Origin of the sequence: Vibrio sp. FF266, assembly GCF_041439695.1 — a bacterium.
GTDB lineage: Bacteria > Pseudomonadota > Gammaproteobacteria > Enterobacterales > Vibrionaceae > Vibrio > Vibrio tasmaniensis_A.
Window position 1 is genome coordinate 13,566 of record NZ_JBGOOO010000022.1, and the last position, 18,273, is coordinate 31,838.

An 18,273-nucleotide genomic window follows, 5' to 3' on the forward strand; every position below is an offset into this window, starting at 1 on the left:
TCTAAGGAAAGAAAAATGAATAGTGCAGTAGAAGCCGAATTGGCTGAACTAGGGATTGAAGGTTATCTAAGTCAGCATCAGCATAAATCTATGCTTAGATTTTTAACTTGTGGCTCGGTAGATGACGGTAAAAGTACCTTAATCGGTCGCTTGCTCCATGATACAAAACAGATTTATGAAGATCAGCTAGCAGCGGTTCACTCTGATAGCCAACGAGTGGGTACTACAGGTGAGAAACCTGACTTGGCATTGCTTGTTGATGGTTTACAGGCTGAGCGTGAGCAAGGCATCACGATCGATGTGGCTTATCGCTACTTCTCGACTCAAAAACGTAAATTCATTATTGCTGATACCCCTGGGCATGAGCAGTACACGCGTAATATGGCAACAGGCGCTTCAACGTGTGATCTGGCTGTGATCTTGATTGATGCTCGTAAGGGTGTACTGGATCAAACACGTCGTCACTCGTTTATTTCTAACCTGCTTGGTTTGAAGCATTTCATCGTCGCAGTCAACAAAATGGATCTCGTCGAGTACTCGCAAGATCGTTTTGAGGAGATTCGCGATCAGTACCTAGAGTTTGCTGAAAACCTAGAGGGCGAAACTAATATTCAGATTCTGCCCGTTTCGGCACTTGAAGGTATTAACGTTGCTGCGCCAAGCAAAGAGCTTGAATGGTTCGAAGGTCCATCGCTATTAGAAGTGTTAGAGAACGTAGACATTGACCAAAAACGTTCTGCGGGCGAATTCCGTTTCCCTGTGCAGTATGTCAATCGTCCTAACTTAGATTTCCGTGGCTTTGCCGGCACCGTGGCTTCTGGTCGTGTCAGCGTCGGTGATAAAATCAAGGCGTTGCCTTCAGGTAAAACCTCTAAGGTGGCAAGCATTGTGACCTTTGATGGTGAACTTGAATCAGCACAAGCGGGTTTGGCGGTAACATTGACTCTTGAAGATGAAATCGATATCAGCCGTGGTGATTTGATTGTGCTAGAAAATGCACAGATTGAATCAACCAACCATGTATTGGCAGACATCGTGTGGATGACAGAGCAACCACTGCAACCGGGTAAAGCTTACGACATCAAGATCGCAGGTAAGAAAACCGTCGGTCAGGTTGAAACGGTTCGTCATCAATATGATATCAACAACCTGTCGACTCACGCTGTTGATGAGTTGCCACTGAATGGTATTGGTTTGTGTGAATGGTCATTGAACGAGACCGTAGCGCTGGATAAATACCGTGAGAGTGCGGACACCGGTGGTTTCATTGTTATCGACCGCCTGACTAATGTGACGGTTGGTGCTGGTTTGATTCGAGACCGTTTGGACTCTGTTGAACAGCAAGTCGGTAACTTCTCTGCATTTGAACTTGAGTTCAACGCATTGGTACGCAAGCACTTCCCTCATTGGGATGCCAAAGATCTAAGCCAACTACTGAAGTCATAAACGACTAAGTAACAGCTTATTGAATCAGGCGGAAACCGATTGTTTCCGCCATAAAGGACGGGTATATGTGGCAACAAGGATTTGTATTAGCGATTTTGCTCGGCATCATTACTTGCCTGCTCGTTACCCGTATTAAGCCAAGCTTTATCTTTGCTGGCGCGGCTTTTATTGCTTTTATGGCTGGTATGATCGACTTGTCGAGCCTAGCCAATAACTTCACTAACTCCTCGTTACTGACTTTAATTCTTCTGATCCTCGCATCAAGTGCGTTGGAGAAAACTCGCTTAATCAGCTGGGTTAGCCGCAATATCTCTGAAGGTAGGCTAGGTACCGTGGTTGCGAAGTTGGGTATTTCCACAGCGCTACTTTCTTCTTTTACTAATAACACAGCGGTGGTTGTCTCTTTGATCGGAGCGATCAAACGCAATCAACAGCACGCGCCATCTAAGTTACTTATCCCTTTGTCATACGCTGCCATTTTAGGCGGAACCCTGACATTGATCGGCACTTCAACCAATTTGATCATCAATAGTTTTGTTGAAGATGCGGGATTGCCAAGCTTAAACTTTTTCACACCAACCTTGATCGGTTTAGCGGTCTTGGTGGGTGGTGTTTTGATTCTTATCCCTCTGAGTTACTTCTTACCAAGCTACGATGATGGGTCGCAGGACGATCTGCCTTACTTTCTAGAGGCGCGAGTTGAACCTGGCTCACCGTTAGTTGGCCGCAGTGTTAGCGAAAATAATCTCAGAGCTTTGAGAAAACTGTTCTTAGCCGAAGTGATTCGCGACGGTAAGACCACGGCTTCGATTGACCCTGATTTTATTCTTCAAGCCCGTGACCGGTTGCTGTTTTGTGGCGACGTTGAAAGCGTAGCGACACTACAAGAAATTCAAGGGTTGACCCTGTTTGGCCAGCATCATCTAAACGGCCAGAGCTTTGTTGAAGTAGTAGTGAGTTCGTCTGCAAGCTTCTGTAATAAAACCCTGAAAACCAGCCAGTTTAGAGATCGTTTCGATGCGGTGGTGGTTGCTATTCGTCGTGGCCATGAGCGCCTTGAAGGTGGGCTAGGGAATATCACATTGACCGCTGGTGATACCTTGATTTTGGTTCCCGGCAAACGCTTTGAAGAACAACGCCAGCAACACAACAAAGAGTTTGTGTTGATGAATGACTTGGACTCGAGTGCCAAGCTTGATGCGGATAAATCGACGTTTGTATTGCTCGGTTTTGCCAGTGTGATTGGTCTAGCCCTTGCTGAAGTCGTGCCGATTATCAAAGGGCTGGCTGGTTTCTTACTGTTGCTGGTGGCCTTTGGTGTGGTGCAACTGGGTGAACTCCGTCGCCGTTTTCCGGTTGATATTGTGGTGATCGTTGGCTCCGCTCTGTCTATTGCTCAACTGATGATTTCATCGGGTTTGTCTGAGCGGATGGGGTTGATGTTTATGGAAGCCTTTAATGGCTGGGGCGTGTTTGGTGCGTTAGTCGCGACCTATTTTATGACCTTGGTTCTGACAGAACTTGTTACCAATAATGCGGCCGCAGCACTCTCTTTCCCAATCGGCTATAGCATGGCTATCGGCTATGGCGTTGACCCTATGCCATTCATTATGGCGGTTCTATTTGGTGCCAGTGCCAGTTTTATTTCGCCATACGGCTACCAAACTAATTTACTTGTTTATAGCGTAGGTAATTATCATCTCACGGATTATCTACGTATCGGCATCCCAATCTCGATTGTCTATTCGGGCTTGGTGCTGACCCTGATTCCTTACTTTTTCCCATTTTAATGCTGTTTATTTAAAGGACTAATTATGACCGCAGTACTCAAACCAAAAGATGAGAATGTTGTGTGGCATCAACACTCGATTGATAAAACATTTCGTGCGGATCTGAAATCACAGAAACCAGCGGTGCTCTGGTTCACTGGATTATCTGGTTCTGGGAAGTCGACAGTTGCTGGAGCATTAGAAAACCGCTTGGCACAGCTTGGTTACCATACTTACTTATTGGATGGTGACAATGTCCGTCATGGGTTATGTAGCGACCTTGGCTTCTCAGAGCAAGACCGTCGAGAGAATATTCGTCGTATTGGTGAGCTCGCTAAATTGATGGCGGATGCGGGTTTGATCGTCTTGTCAGCGTTTATTTCCCCACATCAAGCTGAAAGACAGTTGGTGCGAGACTTATTGCCGGAAGGTGAGTTTCTTGAGGTATTTGTAAACACACCACTTGAGGTGTGTGAGCAGCGAGACCCGAAAGGTCTGTATAAAAAAGCACGCGCTGGAGACATCCCGAACTTTACTGGTATTAGTTCAGTGTACGAAGCGCCTAAGCATCCTGAGATAGATCTTCCTGCGGGCGAAAAGACACTCGATGAACTGGTCGAATTGTGTATTGATGCTTTAGAGAAGCGTAATATTTTATCCAATTGAGATCGCTGGTATGACTAAGGCTACTCTCCTGTTTATCTGCTTAATTCACTACGGATAAATAGTGCAGCCTTGGTTTTCCGAGACAAGAACCTTATCCTCTAGATTCTCTTCACTCTTATCAATACTCTTCACAGCGTACACCGTCTATTTTTTACAGTATCGATTGTCTAGACGGTGTAGTTCACACTGCTTTTAACTTCTGTTTGAACCGTAAACTTTTGGCTCAATAGCGCAATCAGTTGGTCGTAATACTGCGTGTTAGGCTTGTTGCCAAGTAAGTTGCAAAGCTCATTGCCTGTTGGGCTGAATCGGTAGTAAATCAGCTTCACCCCTTTTGATAATGGTGCCAGTGACATGCCCTTACCTTGATAAGTTAAGTGCAGAGCTGGATCGAAATCAATCTCTCCAGATTCTAATTCTGTGCCCAGAATAATCCCGAGTTCAATCAAGTGGAGCAAGCTAGAGTAGGGAAGGTTGTGTCCACCAAGATTGATGGTGTTGGTGGTGTCCCTTTTACCAAAGCTGAAGATTCCTGCATGGGATTTAAAGCCGAGCAACAGTTTTCTGCTGTTATCGCTACCAAAGCTACAACCCAGTGACGCTGCTCTTTGCAGGGTGAGCGCTTCTTTTGGTGTCATGTCTTTTAAGATCTGCAGCGCTTTCATCGACGTCGAGCCTGGGTTGGTGACTTCTCGTTTCAGTACTTGAGCCCACAGCCTCTGCATCGATGTATTGTGGATCTCTTGTGCCATATCGAAGAAACGGTATAGCCAGTCCTGATCAGGGTCTCCAGCCGCTTCATCCTTACATGAAGAGTGTGCCAACTTTAGAATCTGTTCTAGGTTCTTTTGGCGAAGTTCTCTACGTTTTTTCTCTCGTAATAGTGCCCGTTCGATAAGCGTACTCTCAGCTTTATCGTTTGGCTTTGCACTATGACTAATTAAGGAATCGAGGCCGAAGCTTTGTGCGATGTGCCGCATTCTGCTTGCACTATCGGCAATATGAGGCTTTTTCTCATGCTTTTGCTGTGTATCGCTAGCATGCTCAATGATCACTGGCTGTTTGGTTTCTGACATAAGAGTACCGTTAGGAGACGACTCAATACCAATCGTAGTAAATAATTGCTCGCTCTAGCTTGTTAAAACGCTCGATAACAGCGTTAGAATTTTTGATTGTAGAATAACTACTTATCAAAAAGCTCCGCCTTGTTCTCAAGCCTTTTTCCTACGCTATTTCTGAACACTTACTTATTGTGATTGGTATAACTGTCTAAAATGTAACTCTTTATCTTATTGGTGGCTAGATTTTGCGTGCAGAGTTGAAGGTTTCAACAAAATTTTACTTTTGCTAATGATAATAAGATGTTAAATTTGTTGTAATTCTCAAGGAGGAGTTATGAATCAAGTCAATGATAACAAGCTGAAGAAACAGCTTAGTATAGGGTTATTACTCGCTACTTATGTCGCTGTTCTAGCGTACTTGTCTAATTACATCGCATAATTTAGAATAAAATTATCGTTATTAAACTGTTATTGAATGATCTCACTCGTTCAGTGACGGCAGCTCATCCTTGAGCCACCCTTCTAATGACTACATGTCGTCATATTCTTCAATCGCAGTACCTTCAATAAGATAACCGGTTTGAGCTAAGTCGTGGCTTATTGACTCGGTTTTTAGTGTACCTACTAAATAAATCACATCCCATAGCTGCTGGATTGGAGCGCCTTGTGGGAACTTCACGTAGATGATTTGGTTCGGCGGCGGTGGCGGTACGTGGATACATGCGCCAAAGTACGGTACTAACAGAAACTCAGTGATCATGTTCTCATCGCCTTCCAATGGAATCACAAAGCCAGGAATCTTGACTGTGCTGCCATTCAGCTCTGGGCGAACAGCGCCAAGTGTCGATTGTTGAGGTTTGTCCATACTGTCGTGGTTAACCATAGGCATACCAAATGAGTCGAGTTGTGCTCGCTCTGACTCTGGAATCAAGTCAATCCAATCGAGTGTTAATACCGATTCGTCAGTCTGAGTGGTTTCAGCGTGAGCTGTGCTGATAAATGGGAACATAAGTAACCCAAGTATCAGTAGGAATTTGCGTTGCATCGTAGGTTCCTATTTTAGATTCGGATAGTCATGCCATCAGACAATGACTGACGGTAAGCTCTGAAAGCGGGAATAAAGCCAATAATGATTCCGGCAACTTGCACCAACATAAGCAGTTTCCACTCATGGGGTGTGATTGCGGATACCGATATGTTGATACCATAACTTTGTTGCACAATAGGAGCAACTACTGCGATTAGCGCAAACAACACGGCAACACCCAATGTGATACCGAGGAAGGTTAGGGCACTTGCTTCACTGATCAGTAAACCGAACACATGACGAGGCCTTGCTCCCATCGCGCGCAGAATGGCCATCTCTCGACGTCTTTCTTGCAAGCTAGTGAGTAGACTACTCAGCATCCCTAACAGTCCCGCGATTACCACAAACCCTGAAACAATCAGTAGTGCTTGCTCTGCTACGGCCATCATTCCCCACAATTCGTGAAGCGCAATGCCTGGCATAATGGCGCTCAAAGGTTCTTGGCGGTAGTTATTGATTTCTCGTTGCAGTGCGAAGGTTTGGATCTTCGATTTAAGGCCAACCATCATCGCGGTAATCTGCTTCGGTTGGAAGTCACGTTGCTTTAGCGCTTCAGCATTCGGTGTGTGCCCGAGGTTGGCACCTGATTCCCAGCCAACATGAATCGCTTCAATAGCCTCTAACGAAACATGCACGGTTTTATCTACTGGTGTCCCAGTTGGTGCCAGTATTCCGACAATTTTGAAGGGCAGATTATCGTGACGGCTAAACGCAACATCACTGATACCGTGCGCAAGAATGATTTGATCACCGATTTTGTAATCTAGCTTCTTCGCGACGTCGGCACCAATCACTACGTCAAATAGCTGATTAAACTCTTTACCTTGCTGAAAAGTAAGTGGTTGCTTACTTCCATAGCGATAGTTTTCAAAGTAGCTATGGTTAGTACCCATCACACGGAAGCCTTTGTGTGAATCGCCCAATGAGATTGGTATCGCCCACTTTACTGCGTTGTGCTGGCTAAATTCTTCATAGCTTTTCCAGTCGATGTTGTTGGTCGCATTACCGATTCTGAATACTGAGTAAAGCAACAGGTTTACCTGACCAGAACGGCCACCAACGATAAGATCAGTACCTGAAATCGTATTGGCGAAGCTGCTTTTTGCTTCGGTTCTAACGCGTTCTACGCCGAGCAAGAGAATGACGGATACAGCCACCGTGAGAATAGTGAGAATAGCCGTGGCTTTACGGTTGAGTACGCTTTTTAAGGCTAAGTGAGTAATTACTTTCATACGACAACCTTAGCTTGATTAACGGTTTTTAAATCTATGGTTCGAGTGAACAACTTTTCTAGTGTTGGATCATGGCTAACAAAGATAAGAGTAGAACCTGCCTGGTTGGCTTGTTCTAACAACAGTTCGATAAAAGCTTCTCGGTTGTCATGATCCAAAGCTGAGGTTGGCTCATCGGCAATAATGATTTTGGGTTGGCCGATCAAAGCACGAGCGGCAGCAACACGTTGTTGTTGACCTATGCTCAACTCGGTAACGGGCTTGTCCATTAAAGCTTGAGGTAGCTTTAATCGGAGTAACAACTCTCGAGCCGTCTCTTGTAAGCTTTTCTGGCTTTCAGCGACTTGCTGTTTACGAATCTGTGAAAACTGGCAAGGAAGCGTCACGTTATCGATAACTGATAGATAAGGAAGCAGGTTAAATTGTTGGAAAATATAACCAATATGATCGGCTCTGAATTTATCTCTTTGACGAGGTGTAAGCTGAGTGAGGTCTTGATCAAGGATAGAGACTTCTCCTTGTTCAGCTTGGTTGATTCCGGTCAGTAGCCCTAACAAAGTTGATTTTCCACAACCACTTGGCCCTTTAATAAAAAGGTGCTCTTGGGCTTGGATGTACAGAGAGGGGATCTCTAGCGTTGGTGGTAATTCAGGCTTCCAACGAAAGCTGATATTTTCGAGTTTGACCACAAATGATGAACTGTCAGAAGACATGCTAGCTCCAATAATTAAAGCGGTGTATCTACTGGACAGTAATTTGAAGCATAAATTCCCCAGAACACACCGATTTGAACAGCCAAGTAAGCGATGACTTACCTGGCTGTTTATTTTACGTTTAATCCGATCTAGGAGTGATTAGAATCGGAAACTAATACGCTCTGCGTTAAGCACTTCTTGTACTTGAGCTGTGTCTGTTAGTAAGTTCACAGTCATTTTTTCTGTATTACCGAACTTAGAGAACCATTGAGTGCTAACTGTGTCTAGCTTAGCAACGTCTGAACATTGGTAATGGTACTCAACGGTGAATTCGCCGTGGCCACCTTCAGAGTGGTCATGACCTTCGTGGTCATCATGATCGTGCTCAGCGTGGTCATGGCCTTTGTGGTCATCATGATCGTGTTCAGCGTGATCATGGTCTTTGTGGTCGTCATGATCGTGCTCAGCGTGATCAGCGTGATCATGGCCTTCGTGGTCGTCATGATCGCCTTCTAAGGTGTTTGCTACTGACTTGAACTTCAGAGTACAACTCGCATTGTTAAAACTAAACAGCTCTTCTGGCTTGTTTAATTGTGCGATAGCCTGCTCAAACACTTTCTTCTGTTCTGCAGTTTCTGGAGCATGTTCAAACCCAACCACATCTGCGCCTGGAGCTGTTACTTCAACAAGCAGTTCTTGCCCATCTTGCGCGATGTTTACTTCAACTTGACCATGTACGTGTGCATCATGAGAGCGGAATTCTTCGTTAGCTAGAACATTTGTAGAGACAGTCATGCCGATAGCAACGGCTAAAAAAGTAGGTTTCATGTTTTTTTCCTGAATAAAGGTTAATTAAAAAGTAGTGGTAATTAAGCGATATTTACAGGAGGTGAGCGTGCCAAATAAGCGAAATATAGCCGCTGTAGTGAAGTTACTGACTCTGTGATAGCGACAGTAAATTCTGAATGGAACTCTGGAATCTGTGGTAGTGAGTGCGCAGTGATGAACTGATTAAGCGAAAACAGCTCACATTGATGCGAAGTGTGGTGTTCTGGGTGAATATCCACAATATGTGTTGCGGCTAACAGGCTTAGCATAAGCATCAGCCCTAGCAAAAAGCAGGTTTTGCGTTTCACATTGTTAGGTGTGTTTTGCCACATCAGGATAATTAACCACAGAATTAAAAAAGGATACTGTTACAATATAACAATATCCTTTGGTTAGGTCTCGAAAAAGACGCGAATATCTTATTAAAGATTCGCTTTAATCAACTCAATGACTTGAGTGACTTCTGATTCGTTTAATGCCCCTTCTTTTACAAACAAGATTTTACCTTGCTTGTCTTGAACGATAATCGCTGAGCTTTCTTCTTTCAGAGCCCATGATGACGCAACGGCGCCGTCTTCATCTAGGACCATAGAAGACCATGGAAATTCTTCTTTGCTGCTTTCGGCAGACGACTTAACAAAAGACCCAGTCCCCCAAATTGCATCATCTTGGTTGATGATGGTAGTGGTTTGGTAGCTGTCTTCTGAGAATTTTGATGCGGTAATGGCTGCCATCAGTGGTGCGTTGAGCTCTTTAGAGCTGCTGCGGCCAGCGATAGCTTGAACGACGCGAACTTTACCAAGAAGATCATTGGTTACCCAAGCTTGATATCCAGTATTTCCGTCGTTTAGAACAATCTCACCATAGTTACTCACATCGATGGCAGGCAGGGTAGCGCCTACTGATAGGTTGTGAGCATTGGCGAAGAGTGGAGAGGCTGCGGCTAAAAAAGCCAGTAGAGTTTTGTTTTTCATTATATTTTTGTTCCGCTTATTGGTTTGCACAGGAAGTATAATATGAAATTTGAAAAATGCCTCTTTAACTTTTTTATCGTACGACGTAGAAATAAGTTGCAGGTTTGTTACCAAAAGGTATAATGCATCAACATCGAGATGAACAATAGATTATCTTGCTGTTTGCTAAAGGAATTAGCGATTTAATATGCTTTGAACAGCGTCGCTGTTCAGGTATGTGACTGTAGTACTCAAATGGAATTGAGGTTGTATTATGTTAAGAAAGTTTTCTACTTACCGTCCACATCAGGTGGCGCGTTTCGTTAAAGTCCTGTTCAAAGGCCAGTTTGCTATTGAAGGTATCGGAGAGTTTCGCTTCGACCAAGGCAAGGTGCTTCTTCCTGAAGTTTCAGACAAACAAAAGCTCACTATTTTTAAAGAAGTTAACGGCACGATTGCAGCGTTGCCGGTGTAACTGAGCTTTATCGATTTGTCTTGCACCGAATAGATTAACAATGAAAAGGGCTTCCTGATGGAAGCCCTTTTTTAATGCGTGTCGTTCACGATGGTATGTCGAACGGCCCTTTATTGTGGAGGGAAGCAGACACCTGTTCCACCCAACCCGCAATAACCATTCGGATTTTTAGCTAGGTATTGCTGGTGGTAGGTTTCTGCGAAAAAATATTTTCCAGCAGGCAGAACTTCCGTCGTGATCTCGTTGCCTAAAGATTCAGTCATTGCTCGTTGATATTCACGTTTAGAGTGCTCAGCGATAGATTGTTGCTCTTCACTGAAGGTGTAGATCGCAGAACGGTATTGAGTCCCTAAATCGTTGCCTTGGCGCATCCCTTGAGTTGGGTCATGACGCTCCCAAAAGGTTTCAAGTATTCGAGCTAACGAGGTTTGTTCACTATCAAATATGACACGAACGACTTCGGTATGGCCGGTTTGCCCAGTACATACTTGTTCATAAGTGGGATTAACCGTGTATCCGCCAGCGTAACCAACGGATGTTGAAATAACGCCATCCAATTGCCAAAATAAACGCTCAGCTCCCCAGAAGCATCCCATACCAAACAGGACTTCTTGTTGAGAGCCCGTAGGCGCATCGAGCAGGTCGGTTTGATTGACGAAATGGTGCTCAGTGATTCGAATTGGGTCAGCATTTCCCGGTAGTGCGGTTACTGCAGAAACCAGTTGTTGTTTGTTTAGCATGTTATATTCCTTTTCGCATACGTTTACCGCGCTGGCTTTTATTTAACGTGGGTTCATATTAACTGTTGGTCAATATTGAATAAGTCTTTAAATTAGACCGTGTTATTCCAGGATTTATTACAGACTCAATGCCTATTTAGCGGTATTATTTCTTTTCACTTATTAACGTATTGATAACTTCTTCACCAATTAAACATGATAAGAAAAACTTTACCAGTTCTGATTGGCACTCTATTGTCATCGACGCTCGCTTTCGCTGACGTTTCCCTTGAAATCAAAGGGCTAGATGGAGCGCTTGAGGATAATGTTGATGCTTATCTGAGTGCGATCCCTGAAGAAGAGTATTCGGTTTCACTAAGATTCCAATCCCGCTTGGAATCTATGATTAAAGAAGCCCTGAATGCGTTAGGCTACTACCACCCTAAAATCACATTTACTCACTCCGAAGATGATACCGAAATGACCGTTACGGTTGAGCCGGGAGAGCCTGTTGTTATTTATACTTCAGATATCGTTCTAACTGGTGAAGCCAAGGATGACCCAGACTTTTTAGCCTTGATAGCGAAGAGTAGCTTGTCTAAAGGTTCGACTCTGAATCATGGTAATTATGACTCTTTGAAATCGTCGATCCGTAATCTTGGATTAGCGAAAGGTTATTTCGATGGGGCTTACGATCTCAGTAAACTAGAAGTCGCTCCCGAATTAAATCGTGCTTATGTTCGTCTCCATTATAACAGTGGTATCCGCTATCACTTTGGTACTACTCAGGTTACTGGTAGCCAGATTGAAGAAGATAAGGTGCAGTCACTCAAACCATTTGAGGATGGCGAACCTTACTCAATCACTAAAGTTGGTGAGTACAACCAAAACCTGTCCAATACGGATTGGTTCTCCTCGGTATTTGTTGAACCAGATTTAAGCCAATTGGGTAAAGGCCGAGAAATCCCGATGAAAGTTAGCCTTGCTCCGCAAGCTCGTAACCAAATCGAAACGGGTATCGGTGTCTCAACCGACCTTGGTGTGAAAGGCACTCTCAAATGGAAAAAACCTTGGGTTAATGATCGAGGCCATAGCTTCAATAGTAGCTTGTCGATCTCGAAGCCTGAGCAGACGATCACGGCTGCTTATAAAATCCCATTGGATGACGTACTTAATGACTACTACCAAGTTAAGTACGGTATGAAAAATTTGGATAATCGTGACACCAAGAGTTTGGAATCAAACCTTGCCTTAGAAAGATATTGGCGTTTGGACAATGGCTGGCAGCGCACGGTGTTCATTCGATACTTGGTCGAAAACTATGAACAAGGTTTGCAAGATGACTTGGCGCAATTTGTGCTGCCGGGTATCTCTTTCTCACGCACTCGAACGCGAGGCGGCTCGATGCCGATGTGGGGCGACAAACAAACCATTATGTTTGAAGCGGGTGACGATACCTTGCTATCTGAAACTAAGGTTGTTCGCTTTCAAGGTCAAACCGCTTGGATTCGAAGTATTGGCGACAATCACCGAGGCTTAACTCGGCTTCAATTTGGCGGTAACTTTGCTGACGAGTTTGATAAGCTATCTCCCTCCCTAAGGTTCTTTGCTGGTGGTGACAATAGCATTCGTGGTTATGGTTATGAGTCAATCTCTCCTCGCGATGAAAGTGGCGCACTAACGGGTGCAAAATTTATTGCAACCAGCTCGCTTGAATACCAATACCGCTTGGTTGGAAACTGGTGGGGTGCAGCATTCTACGACATTGGTGATGCATTTAATGATAAACCTGAATGGAAACACGGCACTGGTGTCGGTGTTCGTTGGGCGTCACCTGTTGGTCCAGTGAGTTTAGATTTTGCTTGGGGTCTAGATGCAGCAAAAGGTGATGAGTTCCAGTTACACTTTAGTTTAGGGCCAGAATTATGATCAAAGTGATGGGAAAATTCATTAAGTGGACGTCGATCTCATTGACGTCTATTTTGCTGTTGTTGATAGCCCTGCTAGGTTTTGTTTTGTTCACCAACCCAGGGTTGAACACTGTGCTGTGGGGCGCTGAAAAAGCATTGCCACAACTTAAAGTGGAAAGCACTAAAGGGGCTCTGTTTCCGAGCTTTACGCTTAATAATGTTCAGTTTAAAGATGACAGTCTACATATCGATACCAAGGTTCAAAAGCTGAACTTGGCTATTAATCCTCGCTGCCTGCTCGACCCTAAGCTGTGTGTCGATCGTTTAGCGATTCAAGGGTTGGACTTCGCATTTACTGAACTGCCTCCTGCCTCTACAGAAGAAACAGAACCTACTCCGCCCGTAACATCGGTAAAAACACCGTTGCCAATCGTAATCAACCGTATCGCTTTGTCTGATATTAAGTTGAATATCTTAGGGCATGAAATTGAATGGAGTCTGTTCTCTACGGCTTTGAGTATGCAAGGTGAAAAGCTGACGGTATCGCCAACCTTATTCAATGATCTTAAGGTTAAACTCGCGGAATCGACAGAAGAACCGCAAGCAGAAAAGGTTGAGCCAGAAGCTGCTGTTAAAACTGCTATCGAATTGCCGGAAGTCTGGATTCCTTTACTGGTTGTGTTGGAGCGTTTTGACCTCAACCGTTTCACCTTAGAACAAGAAACACCGATTGTGGTGAACCACCTTGGGCTTGAGGCTCGCGCGGGTAAACACACGGTTGATGTTTCCACTCTCGAATTCGATATGCCACAAGCAAGCGCAAATCTAACGACGAAGGTTGAGCTTAAGGGCGGTTATCCGTTAGAGCTTTCTTTGGATGCGTTAGTGAAAGAAACCGACCTTGCTGGGCAGAAGTTGTCTCTGAAAGTACAAGGCAGCGTGGCTAAGCTAAACCTAGACACCCAATTTTCTGAGCTGATTGAGGCAAAGCTGTCTGGGGATATTCAACCCTTAGAGCCGACTCTGCCATTTGACCTTCTCTTAGAAGGCGGGCAAGCGCAGTGGCCCCTTACCGGGAAAAGCGATTACCAAGCGACAATTAAGCAATTCAAAGCTGATGGCTCACTAGATGGTTTCAATGTTCTTCTTAAAGGTGAAGCCGATGGTAAGGAAATCCCTGAATTAGCCATCGATCTACAGGGTAAAGGCACGACGGAACAAATTGAGATCGAGCGTCTAAAGCTTAACACGCTAGGCGGTGAGCTTAACGGTGTCGTTAAAGCGAACTGGAAGAGTCTCGTTAACTGGCAAGCTGACGTGACACTCAAAGATATTCAACCGGGTCTGCAATGGCAAGAAGCTGAGGGCAACATTAGTGGAAGCATCGTCACCTCAGGTGAGTTGACGGAAGCGGGCGGCTGGGCGATTGAACTGCCTAAATTGGATATTGAAGGGATCTTGCGAGAATACCCTCTGGATATCGAAGGTCAGTTGTCAGCGTCGGATCGCAGCGCGAGCGGTGAACCAAAACTGAAAACCAGTGGTTTGAGCTTAGCTCACGGTGTTAACTCGATTAAGGCTCAGGGGGAGCTTGATAAGAAATGGAACATGGATGTTGAGATTTACTTTCCTGAGCTTGTAAAAAGCGTCCCTGATTTGAAAGGTAAAGTGATTGGTAACATCCAGCTCAGTGGTCCAACGAAAGAGCCTGAAGTCGATCTCGCTCTAAATGTGGATAAGGTAGATTGGAATAGCGAAGCAACACTAGAATCCTTGTCACTTAATGGCTCTGTGATTCCTCTGCCATTGCCTAAAGCTCAAGCCGATCTTGAATTAAAAGCTAACAACCTAACCTATCAAGATCAAAGCGTAGAAAGCATAGATCTCACGGTGAGTGGTGGTGAGAAGAAACACACAGTGACCCTTGATGTGATATCCGACATCGTGTCTACAAGCTTAGCTATTTCCGGAGAGTTGATTCAAAAGCCTTCTCTTATTTGGGATGGATCGTTAGACAGAGTCAAAATCACTACTCAGCAAGGTCCTTGGGTATTAGACCAACCTGTCGCGATAAAGGCGGATGTCGATAAGCAGTTTGCTGATGTTCAAGCACATTGTTGGAACCAATCGGGTTCGAGTGTGTGTTTGGATGAAGATGTTCGTGTCGGAAAATCGGGTGAGGCCAAAGTGGCCATCAATCAATTCGATTTCGAGCAGATTAAAGCCTTTGTGCCTAAAGAGACGCAATTACAGGGCTTAGTCAATGCGACCGCTCATGCTAAGTGGTCTGAACAAGGTGAGCCTGAGGTCACGGTAAGTGTTGATATGCCGAAAGGTCAGGTTGTTCAACAAGTGGGTGAGCCAATCACACTGGGTTGGGAAAGCGTTGCATTGAATGCCCAACTGAAAGACAACAAACTGGATGCCGATTTTAAGTTGGATGTTTCCGACAATGGTGACCTGTCTGGCACGGTGTCGTTACCGGATATTCTCGCCGAAGACAAAATGGTCGATGCAGCAATTAAATTGACCACGTTCCATCTTGATTTCTTACAACCAATACTAGGTGAATACAGCTTATTGAAAGCCGACCTAGAGAGTGATCTTCAAGTTAAAGGCTCTCTGATGCACCCTCAAGTCTTTGGTCAATTCTCTGTTGATGGTATTCAAGTGAAAGGCGACGTCACGCCTGTTGATGTGAAAGATGGCCGCATCGACCTCGACTTTGATGGTTATAGTGCAAAACTGGATGCGAATGTCGAAACGCCTGATGGTCACCTTGATATTGAGGGGACCGGAGATTGGCAAGATCTTAAAGCATGGCACTCTAACGTTAGAGTTTTCGCTGATGAGTTGATGGTTGATATCCCACCTATGGTTAAGGTGAAGGTCGTGCCTGATATGACCATTGATGTCACACCAGAACTGGCGAAAATTACCGGTGATATTGCCTTACCATGGGGACGAATTGTTGTTGAAGATTTACCACCGTCAGCGGTTGGTGTCTCTTCTGATCAGGTTATTTTGAATAAAGATCTAGAGCCAGAAAACGAAGATACGATTCCATTCAACGTGATGACCAACATTAATATCTCTATTGGTGATGACTTTAAACTGTCTGCTTTCGGTCTTGAGGGTGATTTGGTCGGTAAGCTTAACGTAGCTCAAAAAGACCAAGGTCCATTTATTACAGGTGAAGTGAACATCGTCGATGGTACTTACCAATCATTCGGGCAAGACCTGTTGATCGAAGAGGGTAAGATCCTAATGAATGGACCACCGGATCAGCCATACGTAGCCATCAATGCGATTCGTAATCCTGATAATACTCAAGATGATGTGACCGCAGGTATTCGAGTGACTGGCCCTGCGACAGAGCCGACCATCGAGATTTATTCTGACCCTGCGATGCCACAAGCGAACGCGCTGTCTTATATTCTGCGTGGCCAAGATATCGACGGTGAGTCGAGCGGTTCGATGACAACGACCTTAATCGGTTTGAGTTTAGCTAAGAGTGGTAAGGTTGTCGGCGAAATTGGTGAAGCCTTTGGTGTACAGGACTTGCAACTGGATACCGCAGGCTCTGGCGATGACTCTCAAGTGACGGTAAGTGGCTACATCCTGCCGGGCTTACAGGTAAAATATGGTGTGGGCATCTTTAACTCGTTAGGTGAGTTTACCGTTCGTTATCGATTGATGCAGGATCTCTATGTTGAAGCTGTATCAGGTCTCGACAGTGCTGTAGACCTTCTCTATCAATTTGAGTTCGAGTAGAGCTGTTTGAGCTTGGGCGGCAATGTTTCAGCAATTCATTTAACGCGCCTGCGCGAATGGCTTGTGGAGGATTTATGAAGCATCTTGTTTTTGTTTATGGAACCTTGAGGCAAGGTCAGTCCAATCACCACTATTTGAAGGGCTGTGATTTATTAGGGCAGTTTGATACACCTAAGGAATATGCACTTTTTGATTTAGGTGCCTATCCGGCGATGATTACTGGAAAGAAAAGTGTCGCTGGTGAGGTCTATATCATTAACGACGAAATTTTAGAGTCGCTCGATCGGCTAGAAGATGTTCCTGTTGAGTATCGTCGCAAGCAAATAGAGACTATATTTGGATTAGCATGGGTATATTTGTATCAGCTTGATCTAACCGCTAATAAAGAAATACTTTCGGGTAACTGGTGTAAGCGGAGCAACGCTTAGTCGCTATATCTTCTGAGTTACCAAACAAAAAGCCAGCATGTGAATGCTGGCTTTTTTAATGACGCTATTTTGAGAAATGAACGAGGGGTTTAGTCTCGGTTCAACTCAAGAAACTCTTCTACTTTACGAACCATGTCTGTTGAGCCAACAAAGAAAGGTACACGTTGGTGTAGCTCAGTTGGTTTGATATCCATGATACGTTGAGCACCGTCTGAAGCGATGCCGCCCGCTTGCTCCATAAGGAAAGCGATTGGGTTGCACTCGTAAAGCAGGCGCAGTTTACCTTGAGGGTGACTTTGCGTGCTTGGGTACAAGTAGATACCGCCTTTCAACAGGTTACGGTGGAAATCTGAAACTAGAGAACCGATGTAACGTGATGTGTAAGGGCGGTTGTCGCTTGGCTCATTCTCTTGGCAGTACTTGATGTACTTTTTAACACCCGTAGGGAAGCGGATGTAGTTACCTTCGTTGATTGAGTAAATCTTACCTTCGTCTGGAATCATCATGTTTTCATGAGATAGGCAGAAGGTACCCAGTGATGGGTCGTAGGTGAAGCCATTTACGCCAGCACCTGTTGTGTATACAAGCATGGTTGAAGAACCGTAAATCACGTAACCCGCGGCTACTTGTTTGTGTCCTGGCTGTAGGAAATCTTCTTGTGTTGGTGGAGTACCGATAGGTGATACTCGACGGTAGATAGAGAAAATTGTACCAACTGATACATTCACATCGATGTTTGAAGAGCCATCAAGTGGATCCATCAGTACAACGTATTTTGCGTTTTTGTTGAGCTCTTTATTGAAGGCGACAGCTTCGTCTTCTTCTTCACTTGCAACACCACAAACTTGGTCACGAGCTTCTAGAGCCGCTTTAAATTTGTCGTTCGCGTAAAGGTCTAGCTTTTGCTGCTCTTCACCTTGCACGTTGTCTGTACCAACAGCGCCAGTGATGTCGACTAGGCCAGCCTTGTTGATCTCACGGTTAACAATTTTTGCAGCAAGTCGAATAGACGACAAAAGGGATGATAGATCACCGCTTGCATGGGGGAAGTCACTCTGTTTCTCAACAATGAACTCACCAAGGGTGCGCATCTCAGACATGTTATTTCCTTAAACTTCTCTCAATATTAGGGGGGATTTGAGCACTGTAGATTCGGCCTCTTGAGTGGGCTTTATTCATCTAGACGCTTACCTAAATTCTAAAGGTTAGATCTTTTTAATGGTAATGAAC

16 protein-coding genes are annotated in these 18,273 nt (G+C 44.7%); 7 read left to right on the forward strand and 9 right to left on the reverse strand.

Annotation, left to right across the window (positions count from 1 at the left end; all coding sequences use genetic code 11):
- The first annotated feature begins 15 nt into the window (after nt 1-15).
- The 3 genes from cysN to cysC all read left to right on the forward strand — a co-directional run bounded on the left by cysN (nt 16) and on the right by cysC (nt 3,881).
- Complete coding sequence (gene cysN, locus ACED59_RS16010; RefSeq protein WP_017096579.1) at nt 16-1,446, forward strand: sulfate adenylyltransferase subunit CysN; 1,431 nt, start codon at nt 16-18, stop codon at nt 1,444-1,446.
- Between the two features lie 65 nt (nt 1,447-1,511).
- Entirely contained in the window at nt 1,512-3,236 is a 1,725-nt protein-coding gene (locus ACED59_RS16015) for an SLC13 family permease (protein ID WP_009847766.1), read from the forward strand.
- A gap of 24 nt (nt 3,237-3,260) precedes the next feature.
- Nucleotides 3,261-3,881, forward strand: a complete 621-nt coding sequence (gene cysC, locus ACED59_RS16020) for an adenylyl-sulfate kinase (protein ID WP_017096581.1) — start codon at nt 3,261-3,263, stop codon at nt 3,879-3,881.
- A 167-nt stretch (nt 3,882-4,048) separates the two neighbouring features.
- Here the strand turns inward: cysC and ACED59_RS16025 are convergent, their stop codons facing one another.
- The 7 genes from ACED59_RS16025 to ACED59_RS16055 all read right to left on the reverse strand — a co-directional run bounded on the left by ACED59_RS16025 (nt 4,049) and on the right by ACED59_RS16055 (nt 9,758).
- Nucleotides 4,049-4,957 (reverse strand): TIGR03899 family protein, encoded by a 909-nt coding sequence (locus ACED59_RS16025; RefSeq protein ID WP_012604888.1) that lies wholly within the window; start codon nt 4,955-4,957, stop codon nt 4,049-4,051.
- A gap of 514 nt (nt 4,958-5,471) precedes the next feature.
- Complete coding sequence (locus ACED59_RS16030; RefSeq protein ID WP_009847763.1) at nt 5,472-5,987, reverse strand: DUF3299 domain-containing protein; 516 nt, start codon at nt 5,985-5,987, stop codon at nt 5,472-5,474.
- Between the two features lie 14 nt (nt 5,988-6,001).
- Nucleotides 6,002-7,261, reverse strand: coding sequence for an ABC transporter permease (locus ACED59_RS16035; protein ID WP_017097560.1), 1,260 nt, complete (start codon nt 7,259-7,261; stop codon nt 6,002-6,004).
- Nucleotides 7,258-7,974, reverse strand: a complete 717-nt coding sequence (locus ACED59_RS16040; protein ID WP_017097559.1) for an ABC transporter ATP-binding protein — start codon at nt 7,972-7,974, stop codon at nt 7,258-7,260. Before ACED59_RS16040 ends, ACED59_RS16035 begins: the two co-directional genes overlap by 4 nt.
- A gap of 141 nt (nt 7,975-8,115) precedes the next feature.
- Nucleotides 8,116-8,784 (reverse strand): DUF2796 domain-containing protein, encoded by a 669-nt coding sequence (locus ACED59_RS16045; RefSeq protein ID WP_371705052.1) that lies wholly within the window; start codon nt 8,782-8,784, stop codon nt 8,116-8,118.
- A gap of 41 nt (nt 8,785-8,825) precedes the next feature.
- A complete protein-coding gene (locus ACED59_RS16050; protein WP_017097557.1) occupies nt 8,826-9,116 on the reverse strand; it encodes a DUF2607 family protein in 291 nt (96 codons plus the stop codon).
- A gap of 90 nt (nt 9,117-9,206) precedes the next feature.
- The gene (locus tag ACED59_RS16055; RefSeq protein WP_017097556.1) at nt 9,207-9,758 is read right to left on the reverse strand and encodes a YtfJ family protein; all 552 of its coding nucleotides are present in this window, start codon (nt 9,756-9,758) and stop codon (nt 9,207-9,209) included.
- 253 nt (nt 9,759-10,011) lie between these two features.
- Here ACED59_RS16055 and ACED59_RS16060 point away from each other — a divergent pair, with 253 nt between their 5' ends.
- Nucleotides 10,012-10,212, forward strand: a complete 201-nt coding sequence (locus ACED59_RS16060) for a DUF1107 family protein (protein WP_004735283.1) — start codon at nt 10,012-10,014, stop codon at nt 10,210-10,212.
- 110 nt (nt 10,213-10,322) lie between these two features.
- On the opposite strand, the gene msrA is transcribed toward ACED59_RS16060, so the two are convergent.
- Nucleotides 10,323-10,952, reverse strand: coding sequence for a peptide-methionine (S)-S-oxide reductase MsrA (gene msrA, locus ACED59_RS16065; RefSeq protein WP_017097555.1), 630 nt, complete (start codon nt 10,950-10,952; stop codon nt 10,323-10,325).
- A 195-nt stretch (nt 10,953-11,147) separates the two neighbouring features.
- On the opposite strand from msrA, the gene ACED59_RS16070 reads away from it, so the two are divergent.
- From ACED59_RS16070 to ACED59_RS16080, 3 genes are all read left to right on the forward strand, one after another.
- On the forward strand, nt 11,148-12,860 hold the full coding sequence (locus ACED59_RS16070) for an autotransporter assembly complex family protein (protein ID WP_017097554.1): 1,713 nt from the start codon (nt 11,148-11,150) through the stop codon (nt 12,858-12,860).
- Entirely contained in the window at nt 12,857-16,615 is a 3,759-nt protein-coding gene (locus ACED59_RS16075; protein WP_017097553.1) for a translocation/assembly module TamB domain-containing protein, read from the forward strand. Before ACED59_RS16070 ends, ACED59_RS16075 begins: the two co-directional genes overlap by 4 nt.
- A 74-nt stretch (nt 16,616-16,689) precedes the next feature.
- A complete protein-coding gene (locus tag ACED59_RS16080) occupies nt 16,690-17,043 on the forward strand; it encodes a gamma-glutamylcyclotransferase (protein ID WP_017097552.1) in 354 nt (117 codons plus the stop codon).
- Between the two features lie 89 nt (nt 17,044-17,132).
- Here ACED59_RS16080 and fbp read toward each other — a convergent pair whose 3' ends face one another.
- The gene (gene fbp, locus ACED59_RS16085) at nt 17,133-18,143 is read right to left on the reverse strand and encodes a class 1 fructose-bisphosphatase (protein WP_017097551.1); all 1,011 of its coding nucleotides are present in this window, start codon (nt 18,141-18,143) and stop codon (nt 17,133-17,135) included.
- Between the last annotated feature and the right edge of the window lie 130 nt (nt 18,144-18,273).